The organism is Streptomyces sp. NPDC093546, from assembly GCF_044765045.1.
Taxonomy (GTDB): Bacteria; Actinomycetota; Actinomycetes; order Streptomycetales; family Streptomycetaceae; genus Streptomyces.
Map to the genome: position 1 here is coordinate 58,665 of NZ_JBIWJG010000003.1, position 24,041 is coordinate 82,705.

A 24,041-nucleotide genomic window follows, 5' to 3' on the forward strand; every position below is an offset into this window, starting at 1 on the left:
GTGCTCCGTACGCATGCCCCAACACCCGTACGGCGCCGGGGAATTCCGGCCGGCGCCGATCCGGTGGCGTCGGTCCGGTGGCGGCTGCCGGCCGACGGGGGAGCGGACCGGCCAAATACGCCGACACCGGGGGCCGATCGGCGCCCCTCGCCCTACCGTGGTGTCATGGCCGACACACCCAACCCCCTGACCCGGCTCACCCTCGACCAGCTCCGCCGACGCACGAGCGCGAAGTGGCGCGCCTATCCCGAGGACGTGCTGCCGCTGTGGGTGGCCGAGATGGACGTACCGCTGGCCGAGCCGGTCGCGCGGGCGCTCCACGACGCGGTCGCGCTCGGCGACACCGGCTACGCCTCCGGTACGGGGTACGCCGAGGCGCTGGCGGAGTTCGCCGAGCGGCGGTGGGGCTGGGACGGCGTGGCCGTGGAGCGTACGGCGATGGTCGCCAACGTCATGCAGGGCGCGGTGGAGCTGCTGAAGCTCATCACCGGGCCCGGTGACACGGTGGTGGTCAACAGTCCGGTCTACCCGCCCTTCTACGCCTTCACCGAACACATGGGCCGCCGCGTGGCGGAGGCGCCGCTGGGCGAGGACCTGCGCATCGACCTCGCCGCCCTGGAAAAGGCGTTCCGCGACGCGGTGGCGGGCGGGCGGCGGGCCGCGTACCTGCTGTGCAGCCCGCACAACCCGACCGGCACCCTGCACACCGCCGACGAGCTCGCACAGGTCTCCGCGCTCGCCGACCGCCACGGCGTGCGCGTCGTCGTCGACGAGATCCACGCCCCGGTGGTGGACCCGGGGGCCGTCTTCGTGCCGTACCTGAGCGTGCCGGGCGCCGAGAACGCCATGGTGCTGACGTCGGCGTCCAAGGCGTGGAACCTCGCGGGCCTCAAGGCGGCGCTCGCCCTCTTCGGCCCGGCGGCCGCGGCCGACCTCGCGCGCCTCCCCGACGAGGTGAGCCACGGCCCGAGCCACCTGGGCGTCCTGTCCCACACCGCCGCGCTGCGCTCGGCCGACGACTGGCTCGACGCCCTCAACACGGGCCTCGCCGCCAACCGCCGCCTGCTCGCCGATCTCCTCGCCGAACACCTTCCCGCCGTCGCCTACCGCCCCGCCGAGGCCACCTACCTCGCCTGGCTCGACTGCCGCGCCCTCCCCCTCGGCGACGACCCGGCCGCCGCCTTCCTCGACCGTGGCAGGGTGGCCCTGAACTCGGGCCTCCCCTTCGGCACCGGCGGCGCGGGCCACGTCCGGCTGAACCTCGCCACTTCCCCGGATCTCCTGACGGAGGCGGTGAAGCGGATGGCGAAGGCGGTGCCGTGAGCGCGGCCGGGGGCCTCACCGCACTTCGACGCTCCCGCACGTGAGCATCGTCCCCTCCAGCAGCTCGGGCGTGAGGCCGACGCGGATCAGGTGCTCGGCGAGGGCGCGTTTCCTCCCGCCCTAGAACAGGTGCCCGGACTGGCTGAATCAGTGACAACATCGACCAGTGACCCTCGTGCCTGAAGAGATCGCGGAGCAGCAGGCGGACATCACCCGCCTGCTGCTCCACCACATCCACGCTCCGCTCCCCGGCGATCAGTACATCCGGGGCATCCTGCCTCCGCCACCGTCTGCTGAGGCGATCCGCGTCGTCACCGGTGGTGAAAGTGCCGTCGAAGCAGGGGTGTTGACGGTCTGGGAGGTCCCGCTTCGCGCCTCGGGCGACTCGCAGGACCTGATCGGGGGCGAACACGTCCTCAGCATTCTGCGCACCCTGCTTGCCGGAACGCACGTCTACTCCAGCAGCCGCATCGACACGGTGATGGGCATGACCCTCATTCATGTGGATCCGGCGCAGGTCACTCCCGTCGACCCGGGGGAGTTCGACAACGCCTTCACCATCCTGCGCACCCTCACCTCCCCCTGGACCGAGGAACAGCCCGACCCGCGCCTACGGGGGTTCCTCCTCCAGGGTCCGGACCGGATGCGCCTGTATGTCGACCACGCAGAAGACACGGACGTGATTGCGGTCGACGTACGACCGTCCGGTGCCCTGACCGCCTTGCTCGCGGCTCTGCCCTCCCTGATCGAGGAGGAAGAGCGAGCCATCAGGGGCGGCGTCGACGACCCGCACTGCTCCCGACTGATCGACCTCACCGACTGGTGACGCGGCCCGGGCCCAGACATGCGGCGGATACCTGACCCGTCTCGCTGAACGTGAAGCAGGGCAGTGCTCTGGCCTCGGGTGCCTCTGACTGAGCGAGACATCGGGAGTACGTCGGTCTCGCTCAACCTGAGTAAGTTGTTCCATCCTGCTGTGTCTGGGCTCTGGTGTCGGCCCTAACCGGCTTCTGGTGCGCCAGAGAACTTGTACCCGGCGAAGTCGGCGACGTGGACGTACCCGATGCGTTGGTAGAGGGCGTTGCTGGTGGGGTTGGCCGGGTCCGTGAACAGGACGACGTCCGTAGCGCCCGCGGTGAGCGCGGCTCTGCTCGCCGCGACCGTCACAGCTCCCGCGTAGCCGCGGCCGCGGAGATGGGCCGGGGTGTAGACGGGGTCCACCCGGATCATGCCGCCGACGATCGAGGTCGCGGCCGCCATGGCGACGGGGGTGCCGTCCGGGGTCTCCCAGAACGTGAAGTGTCTGTCGCCGAATCGCGAGTCGTCCCAGGAGCCGGCGTCGATCAAGTCGATGGAGGGCTGCTCCCCGACCTCGACGCAGAACTCACGGCACCAGCGGACGACTTGCTCGCGGTCCTTCCCGTCCGTGATGCGTCCCTGGCCCTCTGGGCGCGGCTGCGGTGGGGTGAGCGTGCCGAGACGGTAAAGATGAGTCCGCCAGAAAGGTACCGGTGTGGCGCCAGTGTGCCGCTGCCATGACTCGGCGAAGGCGCTGGCGGTGTCGTGGTCCGCGATGACGTTGGAGGGGGAGTGACCGAGGCTGGCCAGATGAGCAGTGAGCGTGTCGGTCTGCTCGGCAGAGAGGGGGGTGAGGCCTAGGCGGCCGCGCGGAGTGAGATAGAAGATCGCGCGGACCTCGCCTTCTGACTCCAATTGGCCGAAGGTGGGGACTTCGGCGTCGTGTTCGGCCGCGCTGCGTATGCGCAGTTTTTCGATGTCCGTCAGCGGCGTGTTGTGCAGGGCAGGCCTCGAGCGCAGGAAGTCTCCGGCTCGGGCGAGGAAGTCGTCGACGTCGTTGGTGAGTTGCCAGTCATCCGGGCGCATGCTTCATGATCCCGGATGTAGTCAACTCGGCTGGAACACTTGCCGCCAGCTCCCGCTGGCGCACCGAGTGCACCTCCAATTGATCGAGACGTCACACCAGACGCCCGAGATGGAGCGAGATGTGCGGGCGGATGCCTCACGAAGACCGGGACTGCCTCAACTTCGGAGAGACAGGTCAATACCCCAAGGGCGCAGCAGCGGCAGGGTCAGGAGCGACACACCTGCAAGCATTCGCTTGCAAAAGTTAGCAAGAGTGGTGCACCATCGACCCATGGCATCGCTCAACGTCGGCAATCTCGGTGAGTACCTGCGCGAGCAGCGGCGCAATGCGCAGCTGTCGTTGCGGCAGCTCGCCGATGCCGCCGGGGTGTCCAATCCGTATCTGAGCCAGATCGAGCGCGGGCTGCGCAAGCCGAGCGCGGAGGTGCTCCAGCAGGTCGCCAAGGCGCTGCGGATCTCCGCGGAGACGCTGTACGTGCGCGCCGGGATCCTGGATGAGCGGGAGCGCGAGGAGTTGGAGACGCGCGCCGTGATCCTCGCCGACCCGTCGATCAACGAGCGGCAGAAGCAGGTGCTGCTCCAGATCTACGACTCGTTCCGCAAGGAGAACGGGCTCGATGCGGACACCAGCGAGGACGGCGCCTCACCCGAAGACTGACCCAGACTGACCCACCCGCGTTCCCGGAGGATCCACAGTGGCCATCATCGAAGAACTCCGTACGCCCCTCTACTTCGCCGCCGGTACGGCGAACCTGGCCGTGCAGCAGGCCAAGAAGGTGCCCGGTCTGATCGAGCAGCTCAAGGCCGAGGCGCCGGCGCGGATCGACGCGGTGCGCAACACCGACCCCAAGGTCGTGCAGGAGAAGGTGGCCGCCCAGGCCAAGGAGGCGCAGGCCACCGTGCAGGCCAAGGTGGGCGAGGTCCTCGGCTCCCTCGAGCCGGACCTGAAGAAGCTGGGCGAGACCGCCCAGGACCTGGCGCTGCGGAGCGTCGGTGTGGCCGCCGAGTACGCGATCAAGGCCAGGGAGACGTACGAGAAGGTCGCCGAGCAGGGCGAGCAGGCCGTCAGGCAGTGGCGCGGCGAGGCCGCCGAGGAGCTCACCGAGATCGCCGTGGCCGTCGAGCCGGACGCCGCGCCGAAGACGGAGCCGAAGACCGAGCCGAAGGCCGGTACCGGTACGGGTGCGACGGCCAAGCCCGCCGCCAAGCGGACCGCCCCCGCCGGGAAGGCCCAGGCGCCCGCCGCCCGCAAGCCGGCGGCGAAGAAGACCACGGCCCCGGCCGACAAGTGACCGCCACCGCCCCGCCGCCGCACGCGGCGGGGCGGCGCTCGTGGGGGTACCTTGGCGGCGAGGGGCTTACATCACTGGTGAGGCGGTGCTCAGCATGCTGATTGAGGGATTCACGTCGTTCCTCTCCTTGATCTACCTGGCGATCCTGGTGATCGCGGTCGTCGCGTTCTTCTTCGCGGCGACGGCCCGCGAGGACGCCTACCGCGCCGCCGACAAGCAGACCAAGACCTTCTGGCTGATCATGCTCGGCGTCACGGTCGCGGTGAACCTGCTCGTGCCGTGGCTCTTCCTCCAGCTGGCGGGGCTCGTCGCGTCGATCGTCTTCATGGTCGACGTACGGCCGGCCCTCCAGCAGGTGTCCGGCGGCGGCCGGCGCGGCGGCGGCTCCAGCAGCGACGGCCCGTACGGTCCGTACAACGGCGGCCGGTAACCGGACCCCGGTAGCCGGAGCCCCGCGCCCGCAGCGCTGCTAGCCCGCGACCCGCGCGTCCCGGGCCAGCAGCAGCACCGCCACGTCGTCCGTCAGCTCGCCGCCGTTCAGGTCGCGGACCCGCGTCACGGCCGCGTCCAGCAGGGCCTCGCCCGTCAGGCCCGACGACAGCTGCTCGTTGATCATGGCCACCATGCCGTCCTGACCCAGCCGGGGCGAGCCCGGCCCCTCCGAGCGCCCCTCGATCAGGCCGTCCGTGTACATCATCAGGCTCCACGAGCCGCCCAGCTCCACCTGCCGGCGCGGCCAGCGGGCGCGCGGCAGCAGGCCGAGGGCCGGGCCCCCGTCCTCGTACGGCAGCAGCCGCGCCGCGCGGCCCCGGCGGGCGATCAGCGGCGACGGGTGGCCCGCCAGGCACAGCCCGGCGCGGCGGCCGTCCGGCGCGATGTCCACGGTGCACAGGGTCGCGAAGATCTCGTCGTTCTCGCGCTCGTGCTCCAGCACCCGCTGGAGCGTCGACAGCAGCTCGTCCCCGCACAGCCCCGCGAAGGTCAGCGCCCGCCACGCGATCCGCAGCTCCACGCCGAGCGCCGCCTCGTCGGGCCCGTGCCCGCACACGTCGCCGATCATCGCGTGCACGGTGCCGTCCGGCGTGCGCACGGTGTCGTAGAAGTCGCCGCCGAGCAGCGCCCGCGAGCGCCCCGGCCGGTAGCGGGCCGCGAACCGCAGGTCCGAGCCCTCCAGCAGCGGCGTCGGCAGCAGGCCCCGCTCCAGGCGGGCGTTCTCCTGCGCCCGCAACCGCGACTCGGCCAGCTTCACCTGCGCCGAGTCGGCGCGCTTGCGCTCGACGGCGTACCGGATGGCCCGGCTGAGCAGCGGCCCGTCCAGCTCCTCGCGGAAGAGGTGGTCCTGCGCCCCGGCGCGTACGGCCTCGGCGGCGAGCTCGGGCTCGCTCGACGTGGCCAGCGCCAGCACGGCGTGGCGCGGCGCGAGGCGCAGCACGTGGCGCAGCGCCGCGAGCCGGTCGGTGGCCTCGTCCTGCCGGGGTGCCGGCAGCGCGAGGTCCACCAGGACGCAGTGAACGTCGTCGGTGAGCAGCCGCTCGGCCTCGGTGAGGTTGCGGGCGGTGCGTATGCGGACCCGGGTGCCGGAGGCGTCCACGAGCTCCGGGACGGTGAAGGCGCCCGCCGGGTCGTCCTCGATCACGAGAAGCGTGAGGCTGAGGTCCGTGGTCCCGGCGGCTTCCGCGACGGTGGCGGTCGCGGCTCGGCCGGAGTCCACCCTCTGTCGCGGTACGGGTACGGGCATCGGTCTGTTTCCTTCCCTCCCCCCGAGGGCGCGGTGGCGCGCCGGTCGACGCACCACCAGCCGGGACCATAGCGGTACGCGGCGGCCGAACGGAATGGCGTTCGGCGAAGAGCGGATGGCATATGCCGCGTGGTGGGAGGTAGTTGGGCATTGGCCCATGACGAACATCACGCGCCGGATGTCGGGCGGGTCACATCCGACAAAGGCTATTTGTCCGGGCGTACGACCCCGAGGATCCGCATCGAGCCCGCCCCGGCCAGCGTCACGTTCCGCCCCGGGCGCGGCGCGTGCACGATCATCCCGTCCCCGACGTACATGCCCACATGGCTCGCGTCGGCGTGGTAGATGATCAGGTCGCCCGCCCGCATGTCCCGGATGTCGATCCGGGGCAGCAGCCGCCACTGCTCCTGCGAGGTGCGCGGGATGGCCTTCCCGGCCGCGCCCCAGGCCCGCTGCGTCAGCCCCGAGCAGTCGTACGACCCCGGACCCTCCGCGCCCCACACGTACGGCTTGCCGATCTGGGCGGTGGCGAACTCGATCGCCTTCCTGCCCTGCGCGCTCGCGCTGCCGCCGGCCTCCTTCAGCACGCCGGAGCCCAGCCACGCCGTCTGTGCACGCGACTGCTCCTGCTGCTCCAGTCGCAGCAGCCGCTCGCGCTCCTCGGCCTCCAGCTGCGACTCCAGCTTCTCCGCCGCGGAGATCTTGGTCTCGATCTCCTTCTTCGCCTTCGCCTGCTGGGTGCGGTGGGCCTCCAGGCGGGTCCACTCGGTGCCGGCGTCGGCGGTGTACGACTCCAAGTCGGTCTGCGCGCGCGAGAGTTCGCCGAGGAGGTCCTGCGTGGCCTTCTGGCCCTGCTGGAGGCGCCCGGCGCCGTCGAGGAAGCGCCGCGGGTCGTTGGCGAGGACGAACCTCGCCTCGTCCGGTATGCCGCCGTTGCGGTACTGGGCGCGGGCGGCCGCGCCCGCCCGCTTCTTCAGGTCGTCGATACGCGCCTGGCCGTCGACGATCGCCTGCGCGAGCCGTACGACTTCGGCCGACTGCTTCCGCGCCCGCTCCTCGGCGAGGTTGTACGCGTCGGTGGCGGAGGCGGCCTGACGGTAGAGGCCGTCGATCTCGGCGCGTACCTCTTCGAGGGTCCTGCGCGGCTCCGGCGGCGGGGTGGGCGCGGCGTACGCCGGTGAGGCGAGCACGGTCAGGGCGCAGACCAACGTGATCGCGGCGGAGACGCAACGGCGTCGGTTCACGAAAGTCCCCCTCTGTGCCGGCATCAGGTCCCGGTATCTGATTTACCGTCAGTAACTTCTCGCGGTCTCCGAGATGGTGCCATGTCGCCCGGCAAAGTAACAGAGGGTTCGCGCCACGCCCCGGTTCCCGCCGTGGCCACGCCACCGTGAGCTCCCGCCGTGGCTACGCGACCGGCGCGGGCGCCAGCGCCGACCACTCCACCGTGAGCTCCCCCTGCCGCCACCGCCGCCGTCCGTCCGCCAGCGGCCAGTCCTCCGCCAGCGCCCGCGCCGTCGCGATCCACCGCTGCCGGGCCCCCAGCGAGGCGTACGGCGACGCCGCCGCCCACGCCCGGTCGAAGTCCCGCAGGAAGGCGTGCACCCGCTCGCCCGGCACATTGCGGTGGATCAGCGCCTTCGGCAGCCGTTCGGCCAGGTCCGACGGCCGCTCCAGCGACCCCAGCCGGGTGGCGAACGTCACGGTGCGCGGCCCCTCGGGCCCCAGCGCCACCCACACGTGTCGCCGTCCGATCTCGTCGCAGGTCCCCTCCACCAGCAGCCCCCCGGGCGCGAGCCGCGCGCACAGCCGCTCCCACACGGCGGCGACCTCGCCCTCCTCGTACTGGCGCAGCACGTTCGCGGCCCGGATCAGCGCCGGGGCGCCCTCCACCGGGACCTCGAAGCCGCCGTGTACGAAGGTGAGGCCGTCGCGCGCGTACGGCTGGGCGGCCGCGACCCGCGCGGGCTCGATCTCGACGCCGACGACCCGGGCGCGGGGGTCGGCGGTGCGCAGCCGGGCCAGCAGCTCGACGGCGGTCCACGGCGCGGCCCCGTATCCGAGGTCCACCGCGACCGGCGCCGTGGCGGCGCGCAGCAGCGCGGGGCCGTGGACGGCGGCGATCCAGCGGTCCATGCGGCGCAGACGGTTCGGGTGGGTGGTCCCGCGCGTGGTGGTGCCCACGGGGCGGGTGATGCGCGGGGCCATGCGATCGAGGGTAAATGATTTGGCAAACCGGAAATGAAAGGGCGTATTCCGCTGTTGAGCGCGGGAGAGAGGATCGACCAGCGCATCCTCCTTTTGCCATGCCTCGCCATGCCCTGCCATGAGCACCATCAAGGACTGCGGAAGGACGCCGACGTGAGCCAGTACGTGTCCCGGTTCGCCGGCACCCTGGCGGCCACGCCGTCCCGGCTCCGGCTGCCCGGCCGGCCCCGGACGCCCCGCCGGATCGCCATGCTCAGCGTCCACACCTCCCCTCTCCACCAGCCCGGCACCGGCGACGCGGGCGGCATGAACGTCTACATCGTCGAGCTCGCCAAGCGCCTCGCCGCGATCGGTATCGAGGTCGAGATCTTCACGCGCGCCACCGCCGGCGGCCTGCCCCCGGCCGTCGAGCTCACCCCCGGCGTCCTGGTCCGGCACGTGGACGCCGGGCCGTATGAAGGGCTCGCCAAGGAGGAGCTGCCGGCCCAGCTGTGCGCCTTCACGCACGGCGTGATGCAGGCCTGGGCCCGGCACCGGCCCGGCCACTACGACCTGGTCCACTCCCACTACTGGCTCTCCGGCCACGTCGGCTGGCTCGCCGCCCAGCGCTGGGGCGTCCCGCTCGTCCACGCCATGCACACCATGGCCAAGGTCAAGAACGCCTCGCTCGCCGAGGGCGACACCCCCGAGCCCGCCGCCCGCGTGATCGGCGAGACGCAGATCGTGCGCGCCGCCGACCGGCTGATCGCCAACACCGCGGGCGAGGCCGACGAGCTCACCCGCTTCTACGAGGCCGACCCCGCCAAGGTCGCCGTCGTCCACCCCGGCGTGAACCTGGACCGCTTCCGGCCCGCCGACGGCCGCGCCGCCGCCCGCGCCCGGCTCGGGCTGCCCGCCGACGCCTTCGTCCCCGTCTTCGCCGGCCGCATACAGCCGCTGAAGGCCCCCGACATCCTGCTGCGCGCGGCGGCCCTGATGCTGGAGCGGGAGCCCTCCCTGCGCTCCCGGATGATCGTCCCGGTGGTCGGCGGACCCAGCGGCAGCGGCCTGGCCAAGCCCGAGGGCCTGCAGAAGCTCGCCGCCCGGCTCGGCATCGCCGACGTCGTCCGCTTCCACCCCCCGGTCGGGCAGGAGCGGCTCGCCGACTGGTTCCGGGCGGCGTCCGTGCTGGTCATGCCCTCGTACAGCGAATCCTTCGGGCTCGTCGCCATCGAGGCGCAGGCGGCCGGCACCCCGGTCGTCGCGGCGGCCGTCGGCGGCCTGCCGGTGGCGGTCCGGGACGGCGAGACGGGCTTCCTGGTGCGGGGCCACGACCCGGCGGCGTACGCACGCGCCCTGCACCGCCTCGCCGACGACCCGGCGCTCACCGCCCGCCTGGGCGAGGCGGCGGCGCGCCACGCGAGCTCCTTCGGCTGGGACACGGCGGCGGCGGCGACGGCCGACGTGTACACGGCCGCCCTGCACGAGCACCGGCGTCACGTACGCTCCCACCATGGCTGACGCAGCGCACGCAGACGCACGGCACACCATCGAGACCGCGCTGGACGACGCCGGGCTGACCTGGGAGTCCCCGGCCCCCGGCACGTACGTCGTCACACTCCCCGGCACGAAGAAGCTCTCCACGACCGTCTCCCTGCGGGTCGGCAACCACTCCCTCTCCCTCAACGCCTTCGTGATCCGCCACCCCGACGAGAACGAGGCGGCCGTCCACCGCTGGCTGCTCGAGCGCAACCTCAAGCTGTACGGCGTGAGTTACGCGGTCGACGGCCTCGGCGACATCTACCTGACCGGCAAGCTGCCGCTCGCCGCGGTCACGGCGGAGGAGCTGGACCGGCTGCTGGGCTCGGTGCTGGAGGCGGCGGACGGGGCGTTCAACACGCTGCTGGAGAAGGGGTTCGCGACGGCGATCCGCAAGGAGTACGAGTGGCGCGTCGCGCGCGGCGAGTCGACGCGGAACCTGGCGGCGTTCACGCACCTGACGACCCCTCGGTCGGGGTCGTAGGTCCCAACTTCCCTGTCCAGTGCGTGACTTCTAGGCGCTGACTTCGGGCTTCCGGTCCCGCGCGGGGCCCGCGGCCTCGACCCGAGCGGCCTCGGCGGCAGCCGCCGCTTCCGCCGCTTCCACCGCGGCGGCCTCCGCGGCGGCTTCCACCGCGGCGGCCTCTGCGGCGAGCGCTCGCCGCAGCAGAAGCGCGTACCCGGCGGCGGCCGTGGTGCCGATCACCGCGCAGCCCAGCCACAGGACGTCCGGACCGGGGCCGCTGATGACCCAGCCGGCCACGATCGGCGCGATGAACCCGCCGACCGACCAGGACATGCCCATCACACCCTGGTAGCGGCCGCGGGCGTGCGCCGGGGCGAGCCGGGCGGTCGCGGCGGCGTTGGTCGGCACGTGCACCATCTCGCCGATCGTCCACACCACCACGGTCGCGGCGAACAACAGCGGCGTCCCGGCCAGCGCCGTCGCGCCCGTACCCACCGCGAAGAGCAGCGACGAGACGGTGAGGAGGGCGACCGGCGACCGCTTCTCGGTGATCTTGTTGACGAGCAGCTGGAAACCGACGATGACGACACCGTTGACGGCGATGACCATGCCGTACGAGTCCGGCTCCAGGCCCTCCTGGGCCATGGTGAGCGGCAGGCCGACCCACGGGGTGGAGAAGACGGCGCAGACGAGCAGGTTGAGCAGCACGAGCGTCCGGAACGGCCCGTCGCGCAGCACGTCCAGCATGGAGATCCGCTGCTCGCCCGCACCCTCCTTCGCGGAGGCACCACCGGGGGCAGTCGCCGAGGCGGTCGGCGCCGTCGGCCGCGTCTCCGGAAGCCGCAGGAAGACGATGAGCGCGCACAGCGCGGTCGCGGCGGCGTCGGCCAGGAACAGCGTCCGGTAACCGAGGAAGATCGCGGCGCCGCCGCCGATCGCGGCGATGGCGAAGCCGAGGTTCAGGGCCCAGTAGTTGAGGGCGTACGCGCGCCTGCGGTCGTGCTCCGGCACCTGGTCGGCGATGGTCGCGCCGATGGCGGGCCGTACGGACTGCATGGCCACGCCCATGAAGAGCACCACCGCGGCGACGCCCCAGGTGCTGGTGACGAAGGCGAGCGCCGCGGCGCCCGCGGCGGCCGCGAGGTGGCCGGTGACCATCGTGGGCCGCCGGCCCCACCGGTCGCTGAGCATGCCGCCGAGCGGGGCGCCGACGATGCCGCCGAGCCCGTGGAGGGCGACGACGAGCCCCGCGTACCAGGCGGAGAAGCCCAGCTCCTGGGTGAGGTAGAGGGAGAGGAAGGTGAGGACGAAGGCGCCGGTACGGTTCACCAGCGTCGATGTCCACAGCCACCAGAAGCCGGGGGGAAGCCCCGACACGGTTCCGCGTAGGGACTGCCGGAGTGAAGCTGTGGACACGTGTACTCCCCTGTAAGCGCCCGAGATGGTGAGCGCAACTTACAAGGCAGTCGCTCCGCCGAGCGAGTGAATTGACGCAAGCCGTCAACCGTCAGCGGCGTCCATTAATCTCGTACGCATGGCCGACGCACCGTACAAGCTGATCCTCCTCCGCCACGGCGAGAGCGAGTGGAACGCGAAGAACCTGTTCACCGGCTGGGTGGACGTCAACCTCACCGAGAAGGGCGAGAAGGAGGCGGTCCGCGGCGGTGAGCTGCTCAAGGACGCCGGTCTGCTCCCCGACGTCGTGCACACCTCCCTCCAGAAGCGCGCCATCCGCACCGCGCAGCTGGCCCTGGAGTCCGCCGACCGCCACTGGATCCCGGTCCACCGCTCCTGGCGCCTGAACGAGCGGCACTACGGTGCGCTGCAGGGCAAGGACAAGGCGCAGACGCTCGCCGAGTTCGGCGAGGAGCAGTTCATGCTGTGGCGCCGCTCCTACGACACCCCGCCGCCGGTCCTCGCCGACGACAACGAGTTTTCCCAGGCGGGCGACGCGCGCTACGCGACCATCCCGCCGGAGCTGCGCCCCCGCACCGAGTGCCTGAAGGACGTCGTCGTCCGCATGCTGCCGTACTGGTACGACGGCATCGTCCCGGACCTCCTCGCCGGCCGCACGGTCCTCGTCGCCGCCCACGGCAACAGCCTGCGCGCCCTGGTCAAGCACCTGGACGGCATCTCGGACACCGACATCGCGGGCCTGAACATCCCGACGGGCATCCCGCTCGTGTACGAGCTCGACGCCGACTTCAAGCCGGTCACGCCGGGCAGCACGTACCTGGACCCCGAGGCGGCCAAGGCGGCCATCGAGGCGGTCAAGAACCAGGGCAAGAAGTAACCCGCCTCACGACGAAGCCTCCTGTCAGCGGGTTCTCCGCCTGGCAGGGGGCTTTCTCTTTCTCCGGCCCTCCGGCTATGTGGCGAACCGGACAGGGACACCGGCAGCGCACGGGATACCCGCGGGCGCATACTTGAGGCGATGACAAAGCCTGCTGCACCGAAGCGCCATTTGCCTACCAGCCCCTTCAAGGCCCGGGCCACGCCGACTCCACAGCACTTCGCGGTGGGCGACCACGTGACGCACGACATGTACGGCGTCGGCCGGGTGATCGGCGTCGAGGACGGGATAGCGGCACTCGTGGATTTCGGCTCCACGCAGGAGCGGATCTTGAGCCCGTACGCCAAGATGACCAAGCTGTAGAACCTCTGTGTCCAGCAAAAAGGGAGACCTCTCATCGATCTGACCTCGCTGTTCTCCGCTCCGGAAGGAGCGCCCCGCTGCTCTGCCACAGCATCGCCGCCTCCGGCGACGGACCCTTTCCAGGCTCCGGACTTCGGGGAGGACCAGGCCGCCGTATCCGAGGACGAGCAAGGTCACGTCTCAGGCATGAATGCGGCGTGACCCAAGGGGGTCGACTCCCACCGGTTACGGGAGCAGGCCGGCCGACGGCAGAGAACGAAGGCCCCGTCCACCGCGATGGACGGGGCCCTCGTCATGTACGCGCATACGCCCGGCCGGTCAGCCGCAGCAGCCGCCGCACTGGCACGGCGCGCCCGACTGGCAGCCGCAGCCGCAGCCCGAGCCGCAGCCACAGGCGCCGAGGACGGGCAGATGGACCACTTCGACCGGTGCTGCTTCCTGCTGGGTGCCGCTCACGGGGGAATCTGCCATGGGGTCCCTCCTCAAAGGCGTACGTTCGAAGGCGTACGTCACCTCTCCCATTGCATGCCCACCCACCAGGGCGCATCAACGGCGCACAGAGGCCCGCCCGCAGATCACGCGCCGGACGTCACGCGCCCTCGACCGGCGCCTCCGCCTGCTGGAGCTCGTCCGCGTGCTCGCCCGTCACCAGGTACACCACGCGCTTGGCCACCGACACCGCGTGGTCGGCGAAGCGCTCGTAGTAGCGGCCCAGCAGCGTCACGTCGACCGCCGTCTCGATGCCGTGCTTCCAGCGGTCGTCCATCAGGTGCTGGAAGAGCGTGCGGTGCAGGCGGTCCATCTCGTCGTCGTCGTGTTCCAGCTGGAGCGCCAGGTCGACGTCCTTGGTGATGATGACCTCCGCCGCCTTCGCCATCAGGCGCTGCGCCAGCTGCCCCATCTCCAGGATCGTGGCGTGCAGGTCCCGCGGCACCGCGCGGTCCGGGAAGCGCAGCCGGGCCAGCTTGGCGACGTGCTGGGCGAGGTCGCCGGAGCGCTCCAGGTCCGCGCTCATCCGCAGCGAGGTCACCACGATGCGCAGGTCCGTCGCGACGGGCTGCTGGCGCGCCAGCAGGGCTATGGCCCGCGCCTCCAGGTCGTGCTGGAGGTCGTCGACCTTCTGGTCCGCCGCGATCACGGCCTCCGCCAGCTTCAGATCCGCGTCGAGCATCGCCGTCGTGGCGCGCCCGATCGCCGACCCGACCAGCCGGGCCATTTCGACGAGGCCCTCGCCGATCGAGTCCAGTTCCTCGTGGTACGCGTCCCGCATGGTGTCCCTCTCTCAGTGCGAACCTCAGGGGTCCGGGTGGGCTCGGGCCCCTACGCTCCCACGGTCCGAGTCCAAAAAGTCCGGGGCCTCCCTCTCAAGTGAACCGTCACTATCCCCTCGGTGAACTCTGGGCGACGACTGTTCGAGCACCCACGCGGATGGCTGGGAGCATGTCCGAGCGCCCGCATAACCTGGACGCATGGACGTGAACGCGGCGGTCGCCGCATTGGCCGCGATCGCCGGGGCGTGCACCGGCGTGATCGCCATGCTGGCGTTCCGCTGGAGCGAGCGCGACCAGGCCAGGCCCACCCGTACCTCCTTGCACACCGACGCCGTGCTCCCGCCCGGCGTGGACACCGTGCTCTCGGTGCTCCGCTCCTCCGCCGTCGTGCTCGACGAGAGCGACTCCGTCGTCAAGGCCAGCTCCGCGGCGTACGCGCTCGGCCTGGTCCGCGGCGGCAAGCTCGCCGTCGAGCCGATGCTCCACATGGCGCGCGACACCCGCCGCGACGGCGAGATACGCCAGGTCGAGCTGGACCTGCCCCGCCGCGGCACCGGCCGCGGCGAAGCCCTCGCCGTCTCCGCCCGCGTCGCGCCCCTCGGCTCCCGCCTGGTCCTGCTCCTGGTCGAGGACCTCACCGAGGCCCGCCGTATCGAGGCCGTACGCCGCGACTTCGTCGCCAACGTCAGCCACGAGCTCAAGACCCCCGTCGGGGCGCTGTCCCTGCTCTCGGAGGCCGTCATGGACGCCTCCGACGACCCCGAGGCGGTCATGCGCTTCGCCGGGCGCATGCAGATCGAGGCGACCCGCCTCACCAACCTCGTCCAGGAGCTCATCGACCTCTCCCGGGTGCAGAACGACGACCCGCTGGAGGACGCCGAGCCCGTCCGGGTGGACGAGCTCGTCGCCGAGGCCGTCGACCGCTCCCGGCACACGGCCACCACCAAGCAGATCACCATGGCCGCCGGCGGCACCCAGGACCTGCACGTCTGGGGCCACCGCGGCCAGCTCGCCGCCGCCCTCGGCAACCTCGTCGAGAACGCCGTGAACTACTCCCCGGCCCACACCCGCGTCGGCATCGCCGCCCGCCGCGTCGCCGCGCCGGGTGGTGATCTGATAGAGATCGCCGTCACCGACCAGGGCATCGGCATCCCCGACAAGGACAAGGAGCGCATCTTCGAGCGCTTCTACCGCGTCGACCCCGCCCGCTCCCGTGCCACCGGCGGTACGGGCCTGGGCCTGGCGATCGTCAAGCACGTGGCCGCCTCGCACGGCGGGGAGGTCACCGTCTGGAGCACCGAGGGACAGGGCTCCACCTTCACGCTGCGCCTCCCCGAGGCCGGCGCCGTACGGCAGCACCGACAGCAGCACGACTCCTCAGAACCGCTCACTGCCCCGGAGGTCCTTCCGTGACCCGAGTCCTTGTCGTCGAGGATGAGGAATCCTTCAGCGACGCCCTGTCCTACATGCTCCGCAAGGAGGGCTTCGAAGTCGCCGTCGCGTCGACCGGGCCCGAGGGGCTCGACGAGTTCGAGCGCAACGGCGCCGACCTCGTCCTGCTCGACCTCATGCTGCCCGGCCTGCCGGGCACGGAGGTCTGCCGCCAGCTGCGCGGCCGCTCGAACGTGCCCGTCATCATGGTCACGGCCAAGGACAGCGAGATCGACAAGGTCGTGGGCCTGGAGATAGGGGCGGACGACTACGTCACCAAGCCCTTCTCCTCCCGTGAGCTGGTCGCCCGCATCCGCGCGGTGCTCCGTCGCCGCGGCGAGCCGGAGGAGGTCACCCCGGCCGCCCTGGAGGCGGGTCCGGTACGGATGGACGTGGACCGCCACGTCGTCACGGTCTCCGGCGCCAAGGTCGACCTCCCGCTGAAGGAGTTCGACCTGCTGGAGATGCTGCTGCGCAACGCCGGCCGCGTCCTCACGCGCATGCAGCTGATCGACCGCGTGTGGGGCGCGGACTACGTCGGCGACACCAAGACCCTCGACGTCCACGTCAAGCGGCTCCGCGCCAAGATCGAGCCGGACCCGGGCGCACCGCGCTACCTGGTCACGGTCCGGGGCCTGGGCTACAAGTTCGAACCGTAGGCCGCGCGGCGGTACGCGGTACGCAGACGGGGGCGCCCCACCGGAATCCTCCGGTGGGGCGCCCCCGCGCGTGTGTCAGTGGCCGACCGCGTGCGACTGCTCGCCGCCCGCCGGGGCGCCCGGAGAGGTCTCACCCTGCGCGGGCGAGCCGGTCGGGGAACCCGTCGGGGAGCCGGTGGGCGAACCGGTCGGCGTGGCCTCCGGCGACTTCGTCGCCTCCGGGGACTGCGGCGCCTTCGGCCCCTCCGACGGGCCGAAGTCCGCGTAGTAGCCGGTCGCCGGGACGACGAACGCGTCCAGCTTCACGTCACCGGTCTCGCTGAGCTTGAAGACGACCTCACGGGCCTCGCCGTTGGCGGCGGCGTCGCCGACGTTCTCGATGACCGCGGAGGCGTTGCCCTTGCCGCCGATGACGATCGAGCCGTTCGGCGGGACGGTGATGGCGCCCGAGCCCTCGGCGGGGGAGAGCTTCACCGTGGCGTCGGAGCCCGGCAGCTGGATGCCCTCCAGCGTCTCGGGCTTGTCGCCGCCGTTGAAGACGGTGGCGGAGACGACGGCCGCGCCGTCCTCACCGGCCCCTTCCTGCGTGAGCACCGTGGCGTTCTGCACCTTGATGTCGCCGACGGTGGTGGCGGCGTTGTCCGGCCTGATCTGGAGCGTCTGGGCGTCATTGCCGGCGCCGCAGGCGGAGAGCGAGGCGATCGAGAACACGATGGCGGTGGCGGCGAGGGCGCCGCGTCGAAGGCTGCGGCTCACGGCGGCGGCAACTCCTAGGACGTACGGACGGACGGATGACGGCGACCGAAGACGGACGGGTAAGCCTGAGCTAAGGATCACTCAGCGGGGTCAGGTTACCGACCCCTCCAGCCGGTCCCGCACCCGACCCGCCCCCGGCACGCATCGGCCTGCGCCACCCGGCTCACCGTCCCGCTCCCGGCGCGCCCCCCTCACCCCGCCGGCTCACCCGCCCGTTCACCGTTCACATAACCCGCCTTGATCAATTCCACATTCCTTAACCGAATAGCCGTCGGTGATCACTCGCGCACCAACTCGCGCACCAATTCGGGAATCATGGCCGCCATCGTCCGAGCGGGTGACCGACATCCGAACGGAGTACGCGATCTTCACCGCTTCGAACCAGACAAAAGCGGACGTTCACCCTCGCCACGCCGCAGCCGGATGCGTGTAACGGGCCCGTTTCCGTCCGCCCGCGCAGCCGCTCCGACCTGCGAATACCCCCTTCCGCAAGCCCTCCGCAGCACGTCCCTGTCGGTGTTGTCAAGCCCCGAGATATGCCCTGACCTGCGAAAACGCCATTCAGAAGAAGCCGTTCTCGTGTTACCCTGGATAGCCACGGAAGGGGTACCTGTCACATGACGTTCAAGGTTGGCGACACCGTGGTCTATCCCCATCACGGGGCCGCGCTGATCGAGGCCATCGAAACTCGCCAGATCAAAGGCGTGGACAAGACCTACTTGGTGCTCAAGGTCGCCCAAGGCGACTTGACGGTTCGTGTGCCAGCGGACAATGCGGAGTTCGTCGGCGTGCGCGATGTGGTCGGTCAGGACGGGCTGGACCGGGTCTTCGAGGTGCTGCGCGCGCCGTACGCCGAGGAGCCGACGAACTGGTCCCGTCGCTACAAGGCAAATCTCGAGAAGCTCGCCTCCGGCGACGTCATCAAGGTCGCCGAAGTGGTGCGTGACCTGTGGCGCCGTGAGCGTGAGCGCGGTCTCTCCGCCGGAGAGAAGCGCATGCTCGCCAAGGCGCGCCAGATCCTGGTGAGCGAGCTCGCACTCGCCGAGAACACCAACGAGGACAAGGCCGAGGCCCTGCTCGACGAGGTCCTCGCGTCCTGACGCGCAAGCGGTTCTGACGCGAAGCGTTGCCGCAGTGCCCGCTGACATGCTGTGATCCACACGTACGGAACCTCGTACGGAACGTACGGATCAACAGCGCGTCGCCGGGCGCTGCGGCATGTCCGTACCCCGGCCGGTGCGGCTCGCTCGACCGTCGTCACGGAAGGGTCCGGTCAAGGCGCCGCGCCGACACTACCCCGACCGTCGTCCGGTCCGGGCGTGCCTCCAAGGCCATACCCAAATCGGCCGAGTCAACAAACCTGCCGGAGTGCAACCCATGTCTGACGAAGCACCCCCCGCACGTGCGGCCCGCACCGCCGCGGTGATCCCCGCCGCCGGCCGGGGCGTACGGCTCGGCCCGGGCGCCCCCAAAGCGCTTCGCGCGCTGAACGGCACCCCCATGCTCATCCACGCGGTACGCGCCATGGCGGCCTCCCGCGCGGTCTCCCTCGTCGTCGTGGTCGCCCCGCCCGAGGGCGCCGCCGAGGTCAAGAACCTCCTCGACGCGCACGCGCTGCCCGAGCGCACCGACTACCTCGTCGTACCCGGCGGCGAGACCCGCCAGGAGTCCGTCCGCCTCGGTCTCGACGCGCTGCCCGACGGCATCACCGCCGTCCTCGTCCACGACGCGGCCCGCCCGCTCGTCCCTGTCGACACCGTCGACGCGGTCATCGAGGCCGTACGGGACGGGGCCGTCGCCGTCGTGCCCGCGCTGCCCCTCGCCGACACCGTCAAGCAGGTCGAGCCCCGCCCGGGCGGCGAGAAGGGCGAGCCCGAGCCGGTCGTCGCCACGCCCGACCGGGCCACGCTCCGCGCCGTACAGACCCCGCAGGGCTTCGACCGCGACACGCTCGTACGCGCGCACACCACCGTCACCGGCAGCGTCACCGACGACGCGAGCATGGTCGAGCAGCTCGGCGAGCCCGTCGTGGTCGTCCCCGGCCACGAGGAGGCGTTCAAGGTGACGCGCCCGCTCGACCTCCTCCTCGCCGAGGCGGTCCTCGCCCGACGGAGGGCCAACGATGGCTTCTAGCACCCCCGCCGTCCCCCTGGCCGGCATCCCCCTGGTCGGCATCGGCACCGACGTCCACGCCTTCGAGCAGGGCCGCGAGCTGTGGTGCGCGGGCCTGCTCTGGGAGGACTCCGACGGCTACGGCCTCGCCGGCCACTCCGACGGCGACGTCGCCGCCCACGCCGCCTGCGACGCGCTCTTCTCCGCCGCCGGCGTCGGCGACCTCGGCGCCCACTTCGGCACCTCGCGCCCCGAGTGGTCCGGCGCCTCCGGCGTCACCCTGCTCGCCGAGGCCGCCCGGATCGTCCGCGCCGAGGGCTTCGAGATCGGCAACATCGCCGTCCAGGTCATCGGCGTACGCCCGAAGATCGGCAAGCGGCGCGACGAGGCGCAGAAGGCGCTGAGCGCGGCGGCCGGCGCGCCGGTGTCCGTATCCGGCACGACGACGGACGGCCTCGGCCTCACCGGCCGCGCCGAGGGCCTCGCCGCCATCGCGACGGCACTCCTCGTCCGTACCACCTGAGGCACGGGGCACTCGCACCGGCCCACTACTCTGGAGTGGTGACTATTCGCCTGTACGACACCAGCGCCCGGCAGATCCGCGACTTCACCCCGCTCAGGCCGGGCTGCGTCTCGATCTACCTGTGTGGCGCCACGGTGCAGGCGGCCCCGCACATCGGGCACATCCGGTCCGGGCTGAACTTCGACATCATGCGCCGCTGGTTCGCGTACCGCGGCTACGACGTCACGTTCATCCGCAACGTCACGGACATCGACGACAAGATCATCGCCAAGTCCGCCCACCAGGGCCGCCCCTGGTGGGCCATCGGGTACGAGAACGAGCGCGCGTTCAACGACGGCTACGAGGCCCTCGGTTGCCTCCCGCCCACCTACGAGCCGCGCGCCACCGGGCACGTCACCGAGATGGTCGAGATGATGCGCGGCCTCATCGAGCGCGGCCACGCGTACGAGGCGGACGGCAGCGTCTACTTCGACGTGCGCTCCTTCCCCGAGTACCTGGCGCTGTCCAACCAGGACATCGACGACCTGCGCCAGCCCGCCGAGGAGGGCATCACCGGCAAGCGCGACCCGCGCGACTTCGCCATGTGGAAGGCCACCAAGCCCGGCGAGCCCGACTGGGAGACGCCGTGGGGCCGCGGCCGCCCGGGCTGGCACCTGGAGTGCTCGGCGATGGCGCACAAGTACCTCGGCTCCGCCTTCGACATCCACGGCGGCGGACTCGACCTGGTCTTCCCGCACCACGAGAACGAGATCGCCCAGGCCAAGGCGTACGGCGACGAGTTCGCCCGCTACTGGGTGCACAACGCCTGGGTCACGATGAGCGGCGAGAAGATGTCCAAGTCGCTGGGCAACTCCGTGCTCGTCTCCGAGATGGTCAAGCAGTGGCGCCCCATCGTCCTGCGCTACTACCTCGGCACCCCGCACTACCGCTCGATGATCGAGTACAGCGAGGAGGCCCTGCGCGAGGCGGACGCCGCGTTCGCGCGCATCGAGGGCTTCGTCCAGCGGGTCGTCGAGAAGGCGGGCCGGGCCGTCGAGCCCGCCGCCGAGGTGCCGACCGCCTTCGCCGAGGCGATGGACGACGACCTGGGCGTCCCGCAGGCGCTCGCCGTCATCCATACCACCGTCCGCCAGGGCAACAGCGCGCTGGCCGCCGACGACAAGGAAGCCGCCGTGGAGCGCCTCGCCGAGGTCCGCGCCATGCTCGGCGTCCTCGGCCTGGACCCGCTCGACCCGCACTGGGCGGGTGAGTCCGACCGCGGCGAGGACCTCCACGGGGTCGTGGACAGCCTCGTCCGCATGGTCCTGGAGCAGCGCGAGTCGGCGCGGGCCCGCAAGGACTGGGCGACGGCGGACGCGATCCGCGACCAGCTGGGCCAGTCCGGCCTGGTCATCGAGGACAGCCCCGACGGCCCCCGCTGGACGCTCGGCGCGCGGTAGCCCCCGCGCTGGCACACTTCATATATACGCACTTCACATACGTACGTACGCATCGATCAGAGCAGGTAAGTCATGGCCGGGAACAGCCAGCGCAGGAACCGCCGCACGTCCAACAAGAAGGGCGCGACGGTCGGCAGCGGTGGCCAGCGGCGCCGGGGCCTCGAAGGCAAGGGCCCCACGCCGCCCGCGTCCGCCCGCAAGGGCCATGTGAAGAACCGCGTCGCCAACGCCAAGGCCAAGCAGGCGCACCGCCGCCAGGTCGCCCGGCGCGGCGGCAAGGGCCTGTCCGAGATGGTCGTCGGCCGCAACCCCGTCTTCGAGGCGCTGCGCGACGGCGTACCGGCGACGACGCTGTACGTCCAGCAGTTCATCGACAACGACGAGCGGGTGCGCGACGCGCTCAAGCTCGCGGCCGACCGCGGCGGCATCAACCTCATGGAGGCCCCGCGCGCCGAGCTCGACCGCATGACGAACGGCCTCAACCACCAGGGCCTCGTCCTCCAGGTCCCGCCGTACGAGTACGCCCACCCCGAGGACCTCGCCGCGGCCGCCTTCGACGACGGCGAGGACCCGCTGATCGTCGCCCTCGACGGCGTCACCGACCCGCGCAACCTCGGCGCCGTCGTCCGCTCCGTCTCCGCCTTCGGCGGCCACGGCGTCGTCGTCCCCGAGCGCCGCGCGGCCGGCATGACCGCCGGTGCCTGGAAGACCGCGGCCGGCACCGCCGCCCGCACCCCGGTCGCCCGCGCCACCAACCTGACGCGCGCCCTGGAGGGGTACCAGAAGGCCGGCATCACCGTCGTCGGCCTCGACGCCGACGGCGACACCGAGGTCCACGAGCTGGACGCGCTGGGCGGCCCGGTCGTCATCGTCGTCGGCAGCGAGGGCAAGGGCCTCTCCCGCCTCGTCGGCGAGACCTGCGACTTCCTCGTCCGCATCCCCATGCCCGGCGGCGCCGAGTCCCTCAACGCGGGCGTCGCGGCCGGTGTCGTCCTGTACGAGGCGGCGCGCCGCCGCGCCTGACACCCACACCCGTACCCCCCGTACGCCCACCCGAGACCCGTCATGATCTTGACGGGTCTCGGACATTTCCCCGCCGTCAAGGCAGTGTCCTATCCCCGCGTCACTCGGTTAGATGAGTGTGGACACCAGAACGCCCCGGCCCGGGTTCGACGATCAGCCTGCGTTGAGCATGGTCAAGGTGGATTGCGATCCCGCGCAGGTCATCGTGAACCACGCCAGCTTCCGGGTGCAGCTCGCCCCGGTCAAGAAGCCTCGGTTCGCCGAAACCACCACCCGTGTACCCGCCGTGAGCGCGGGCGCGGCGGGAGCGGGAGGACGGCGGCGGGCGCCCGTCGTATGGAGCGGGAAGTCGTCCCCCGGCGACCCCGGAGCGACCGGCCTGCTCCAGGCCGTACGCGACTCCGCCGCCGTGGACACCCTCGACCCGTCGCGCGACGCCGGCGCCACCCAGGTCATCCCCCGCGTCACCCTCTCCGACGACACCATGCCGACGCCCCTCCTGCCGCCCATGCGGCGCGCCGAGAGCGCCTACGAGGAGTACGAGCGCCACCACCGGCCGGGCGACCGGCCCGGCGGCCGCCTCGACGACTACGACGAACCCGCCGCGGCCGACGACGACACCCGCGACGACATCCCCACCCGCGGCAGCGGCGACCGCCGCGCGGCCTACGCCGACGCCGCCGCCCAGCGGCACGCCTACTACCCCGGCCGCCGCATGAACCTCGGCGTCGTCCTCCTGCCCCTGCGCGTCTTCCTCGGCTTCATCTCCATCTACGCCGGCATGGGCAAGCTCTGCGACCCCGTCTACTTCGACGGCGGCGAGCGCGGCTCCATGGTCAAGTGGCTGACCTCCCTGCACCCCTGGCCCGCCGCAGAGCCGCTGCGCGACTTCGCCCTCGCCCACCCCGTCGGCGCCGGACTCACCGTCGCCTTCGCCCAGGTCGTCGTCGGCGTGCTGACCGTCCTCGGCCTCTGGCAGCGCGTGGCCGCCGTCTTCGGCGCGCTGCTCTCCGCCGCGCTCATCCTCACCGTCAGCTGGCGCACCGTCCCCGCGTACGACGCCCCCGACATCGTCTACCTCGCCGCCTGGTCCCCGCTGATCATCGCGGGCGCCCCCGTCTACTCCATCGACGGCCGCCTCGCCGGCGAGGCCTGGCGCACGCTCGGCCCCCGCTCCGCGCTGTGGGACCTGCGCCGTCGCGTCCTGCGGCGCGGCGCGCTCGTCGCGACCGTCGTGGTGGGCCTGACGCTGCTCATCGGGTCGGTGCTCGGCGGAGCCGTACGCTCCACCGAGATGGTCACCGTGCCCGGACCGAACGACGACCCGACCAACCACCTGCCCGGCCAGCCCCTGCCGCAGGAGCCCGGCACACAGGCCCCGCCCTCCCGCGGCGAGTCCTCCCACCGGCCGCCCAAGCCGTCCGCGTCCACCTCCGCGTCCCCGACCGCCGACGAGTCGACCCCGGCCGGGACCGTACGGGAGAGCGGACGCGCCGAGGACCAGCGGCCCACCGCCACGCAGGGCACCGGCCAGCGGCCCCCGCAGCAGACCCGCCCCGTCGACCCGGAGCCGCCGGCCAGCAGCAACTCCGGCCCGTCCTCGAGCGGCTCCACCGGCACCTCGGGCGGTGGCGGCGGAAGCTCGGACGACGGCGCCTCGGGCGGCTCCGACGACGGCGGCTCGAGCGGCGGAAACCACAACCCGATCGGCGGCCTGCTCGGCTGACCCGTACGACACACAG

General features: G+C 71.8%; 25 protein-coding genes. 17 read left to right on the plus strand and 8 right to left on the minus strand.

Annotated features, from left to right (window positions below; translation table 11 throughout):
• Positions 1 to 165: 165 nt before the first annotated feature.
• Together ACIRNI_RS06645 and ACIRNI_RS06650 are read left to right on the plus strand one after the other, a co-directional pair.
• Positions 166 to 1,323 (plus strand): MalY/PatB family protein, encoded by a 1,158-nt coding sequence (locus tag ACIRNI_RS06645; RefSeq protein ID WP_403548933.1) that lies wholly within the window; start codon positions 166 to 168, stop codon positions 1,321 to 1,323.
• A 166-nt stretch (positions 1,324 to 1,489) separates the two neighbouring features.
• Positions 1,490 to 2,149 carry a hypothetical protein gene (locus ACIRNI_RS06650; RefSeq protein WP_403548935.1) on the plus strand — a complete coding sequence of 220 codons (660 nt, stop codon included), beginning with the start codon at positions 1,490 to 1,492 and terminating at the stop codon, positions 2,147 to 2,149.
• 173 nt (positions 2,150 to 2,322) lie between these two features.
• On the opposite strand, the gene ACIRNI_RS06655 is transcribed toward ACIRNI_RS06650, so the two are convergent.
• On the minus strand, positions 2,323 to 3,207 hold the full coding sequence (locus ACIRNI_RS06655; protein ID WP_403548937.1) for a GNAT family N-acetyltransferase: 885 nt from the start codon (positions 3,205 to 3,207) through the stop codon (positions 2,323 to 2,325).
• A gap of 271 nt (positions 3,208 to 3,478) precedes the next feature.
• Between ACIRNI_RS06655 and ACIRNI_RS06660 the strand changes: the two genes are divergently transcribed.
• From ACIRNI_RS06660 to ACIRNI_RS06670, 3 genes are all read left to right on the plus strand, one after another.
• A complete protein-coding gene (locus tag ACIRNI_RS06660; RefSeq protein ID WP_355364983.1) occupies positions 3,479 to 3,865 on the plus strand; it encodes a helix-turn-helix transcriptional regulator in 387 nt (128 codons plus the stop codon).
• 37 nt (positions 3,866 to 3,902) lie between these two features.
• A complete protein-coding gene (locus tag ACIRNI_RS06665; protein ID WP_403548939.1) occupies positions 3,903 to 4,499 on the plus strand; it encodes a hypothetical protein in 597 nt (198 codons plus the stop codon).
• 94 nt (positions 4,500 to 4,593) lie between these two features.
• Positions 4,594 to 4,929 (plus strand): DUF2516 family protein, encoded by a 336-nt coding sequence (locus ACIRNI_RS06670; RefSeq protein ID WP_355364977.1) that lies wholly within the window; start codon positions 4,594 to 4,596, stop codon positions 4,927 to 4,929.
• Between the two features lie 39 nt (positions 4,930 to 4,968).
• Here the strand turns inward: ACIRNI_RS06670 and ACIRNI_RS06675 are convergent, their stop codons facing one another.
• From ACIRNI_RS06675 to ACIRNI_RS06685, 3 genes are all read right to left on the minus strand, one after another.
• Positions 4,969 to 6,237, minus strand: coding sequence for a PP2C family protein-serine/threonine phosphatase (locus ACIRNI_RS06675; protein ID WP_403548941.1), 1,269 nt, complete (start codon positions 6,235 to 6,237; stop codon positions 4,969 to 4,971).
• 206 nt (positions 6,238 to 6,443) lie between these two features.
• Positions 6,444 to 7,481: an NlpC/P60 family protein gene (locus ACIRNI_RS06680; protein ID WP_403548943.1), complete on the minus strand. Its 1,038-nt coding sequence runs from the start codon at positions 7,479 to 7,481 to the stop codon at positions 6,444 to 6,446.
• 163 nt (positions 7,482 to 7,644) lie between these two features.
• Complete coding sequence (locus ACIRNI_RS06685) at positions 7,645 to 8,445, minus strand: class I SAM-dependent methyltransferase (protein WP_403548945.1); 801 nt, start codon at positions 8,443 to 8,445, stop codon at positions 7,645 to 7,647.
• 153 nt (positions 8,446 to 8,598) lie between these two features.
• Here ACIRNI_RS06685 and mshA point away from each other — a divergent pair, with 153 nt between their 5' ends.
• Positions 8,599 to 9,945, plus strand: a complete 1,347-nt coding sequence (gene mshA / locus ACIRNI_RS06690) for a D-inositol-3-phosphate glycosyltransferase (RefSeq protein ID WP_403548946.1) — start codon at positions 8,599 to 8,601, stop codon at positions 9,943 to 9,945.
• Positions 9,938 to 10,447: a YbjN domain-containing protein gene (locus ACIRNI_RS06695; protein ID WP_403548948.1), complete on the plus strand. Its 510-nt coding sequence runs from the start codon at positions 9,938 to 9,940 to the stop codon at positions 10,445 to 10,447. The genes mshA and ACIRNI_RS06695 overlap by 8 nt, the downstream gene beginning before the upstream one ends.
• A 30-nt stretch (positions 10,448 to 10,477) precedes the next feature.
• Here ACIRNI_RS06695 and ACIRNI_RS06700 read toward each other — a convergent pair whose 3' ends face one another.
• On the minus strand, positions 10,478 to 11,806 hold the full coding sequence (locus ACIRNI_RS06700) for an MDR family MFS transporter (protein WP_403548950.1): 1,329 nt from the start codon (positions 11,804 to 11,806) through the stop codon (positions 10,478 to 10,480).
• 157 nt (positions 11,807 to 11,963) lie between these two features.
• Here ACIRNI_RS06700 and ACIRNI_RS06705 point away from each other — a divergent pair, with 157 nt between their 5' ends.
• Both ACIRNI_RS06705 and ACIRNI_RS06710 read left to right on the plus strand, forming a co-directional pair.
• Positions 11,964 to 12,722, plus strand: coding sequence for a phosphoglyceromutase (locus tag ACIRNI_RS06705; protein ID WP_403548952.1), 759 nt, complete (start codon positions 11,964 to 11,966; stop codon positions 12,720 to 12,722).
• Positions 12,723 to 12,863: 141 nt separating this feature from the next.
• The gene (locus ACIRNI_RS06710; RefSeq protein WP_403548954.1) at positions 12,864 to 13,085 is read left to right on the plus strand and encodes a CarD family transcriptional regulator; all 222 of its coding nucleotides are present in this window, start codon (positions 12,864 to 12,866) and stop codon (positions 13,083 to 13,085) included.
• Positions 13,086 to 13,403: 318 nt separating this feature from the next.
• On the opposite strand, the gene ACIRNI_RS06715 is transcribed toward ACIRNI_RS06710, so the two are convergent.
• Together ACIRNI_RS06715 and phoU are read right to left on the minus strand one after the other, a co-directional pair.
• Positions 13,404 to 13,556, minus strand: a complete 153-nt coding sequence (locus ACIRNI_RS06715) for a hypothetical protein (RefSeq protein WP_355355655.1) — start codon at positions 13,554 to 13,556, stop codon at positions 13,404 to 13,406.
• A gap of 118 nt (positions 13,557 to 13,674) precedes the next feature.
• Positions 13,675 to 14,355 carry a phosphate signaling complex protein PhoU gene (gene phoU / locus ACIRNI_RS06720; RefSeq protein ID WP_355355653.1) on the minus strand — a complete coding sequence of 227 codons (681 nt, stop codon included), beginning with the start codon at positions 14,353 to 14,355 and terminating at the stop codon, positions 13,675 to 13,677.
• Between the two features lie 199 nt (positions 14,356 to 14,554).
• On the opposite strand from phoU, the gene ACIRNI_RS06725 reads away from it, so the two are divergent.
• Together ACIRNI_RS06725 and ACIRNI_RS06730 are read left to right on the plus strand one after the other, a co-directional pair.
• Positions 14,555 to 15,769: an ATP-binding protein gene (locus tag ACIRNI_RS06725; protein WP_355355651.1), complete on the plus strand. Its 1,215-nt coding sequence runs from the start codon at positions 14,555 to 14,557 to the stop codon at positions 15,767 to 15,769.
• Positions 15,766 to 16,446 carry a response regulator gene (locus ACIRNI_RS06730; RefSeq protein WP_399427046.1) on the plus strand — a complete coding sequence of 227 codons (681 nt, stop codon included), beginning with the start codon at positions 15,766 to 15,768 and terminating at the stop codon, positions 16,444 to 16,446. The genes ACIRNI_RS06725 and ACIRNI_RS06730 overlap by 4 nt, the downstream gene beginning before the upstream one ends.
• Before the next feature lie 75 nt (positions 16,447 to 16,521).
• On the opposite strand, the gene ACIRNI_RS06735 is transcribed toward ACIRNI_RS06730, so the two are convergent.
• The gene (locus tag ACIRNI_RS06735) at positions 16,522 to 17,202 is read right to left on the minus strand and encodes a DUF461 domain-containing protein (RefSeq protein ID WP_403548957.1); all 681 of its coding nucleotides are present in this window, start codon (positions 17,200 to 17,202) and stop codon (positions 16,522 to 16,524) included.
• 617 nt (positions 17,203 to 17,819) lie between these two features.
• Here ACIRNI_RS06735 and ACIRNI_RS06740 point away from each other — a divergent pair.
• The 6 genes from ACIRNI_RS06740 to ACIRNI_RS06765 all read left to right on the plus strand — a co-directional run bounded on the left by ACIRNI_RS06740 (position 17,820) and on the right by ACIRNI_RS06765 (position 24,025).
• A complete protein-coding gene (locus tag ACIRNI_RS06740; protein WP_003953493.1) occupies positions 17,820 to 18,302 on the plus strand; it encodes a CarD family transcriptional regulator in 483 nt (160 codons plus the stop codon).
• 277 nt (positions 18,303 to 18,579) lie between these two features.
• The gene (gene ispD / locus ACIRNI_RS06745) at positions 18,580 to 19,335 is read left to right on the plus strand and encodes a 2-C-methyl-D-erythritol 4-phosphate cytidylyltransferase (RefSeq protein WP_403548959.1); all 756 of its coding nucleotides are present in this window, start codon (positions 18,580 to 18,582) and stop codon (positions 19,333 to 19,335) included.
• Positions 19,325 to 19,837 (plus strand): 2-C-methyl-D-erythritol 2,4-cyclodiphosphate synthase, encoded by a 513-nt coding sequence (ispF, locus tag ACIRNI_RS06750; RefSeq protein ID WP_403548961.1) that lies wholly within the window; start codon positions 19,325 to 19,327, stop codon positions 19,835 to 19,837. The genes ispD and ispF overlap by 11 nt, the downstream gene beginning before the upstream one ends.
• Positions 19,838 to 19,875: 38 nt before the next feature.
• The gene (cysS, locus tag ACIRNI_RS06755; RefSeq protein ID WP_403548963.1) at positions 19,876 to 21,276 is read left to right on the plus strand and encodes a cysteine--tRNA ligase; all 1,401 of its coding nucleotides are present in this window, start codon (positions 19,876 to 19,878) and stop codon (positions 21,274 to 21,276) included.
• Positions 21,277 to 21,348: 72 nt separating this feature from the next.
• Positions 21,349 to 22,299: a 23S rRNA (guanosine(2251)-2'-O)-methyltransferase RlmB gene (gene rlmB, locus ACIRNI_RS06760; RefSeq protein ID WP_403548965.1), complete on the plus strand. Its 951-nt coding sequence runs from the start codon at positions 21,349 to 21,351 to the stop codon at positions 22,297 to 22,299.
• Positions 22,300 to 22,411: 112 nt separating this feature from the next.
• Positions 22,412 to 24,025 (plus strand): DoxX family membrane protein, encoded by a 1,614-nt coding sequence (locus tag ACIRNI_RS06765; RefSeq protein ID WP_403548967.1) that lies wholly within the window; start codon positions 22,412 to 22,414, stop codon positions 24,023 to 24,025.
• The last annotated feature ends 16 nt before the right edge of the window (positions 24,026 to 24,041 follow it).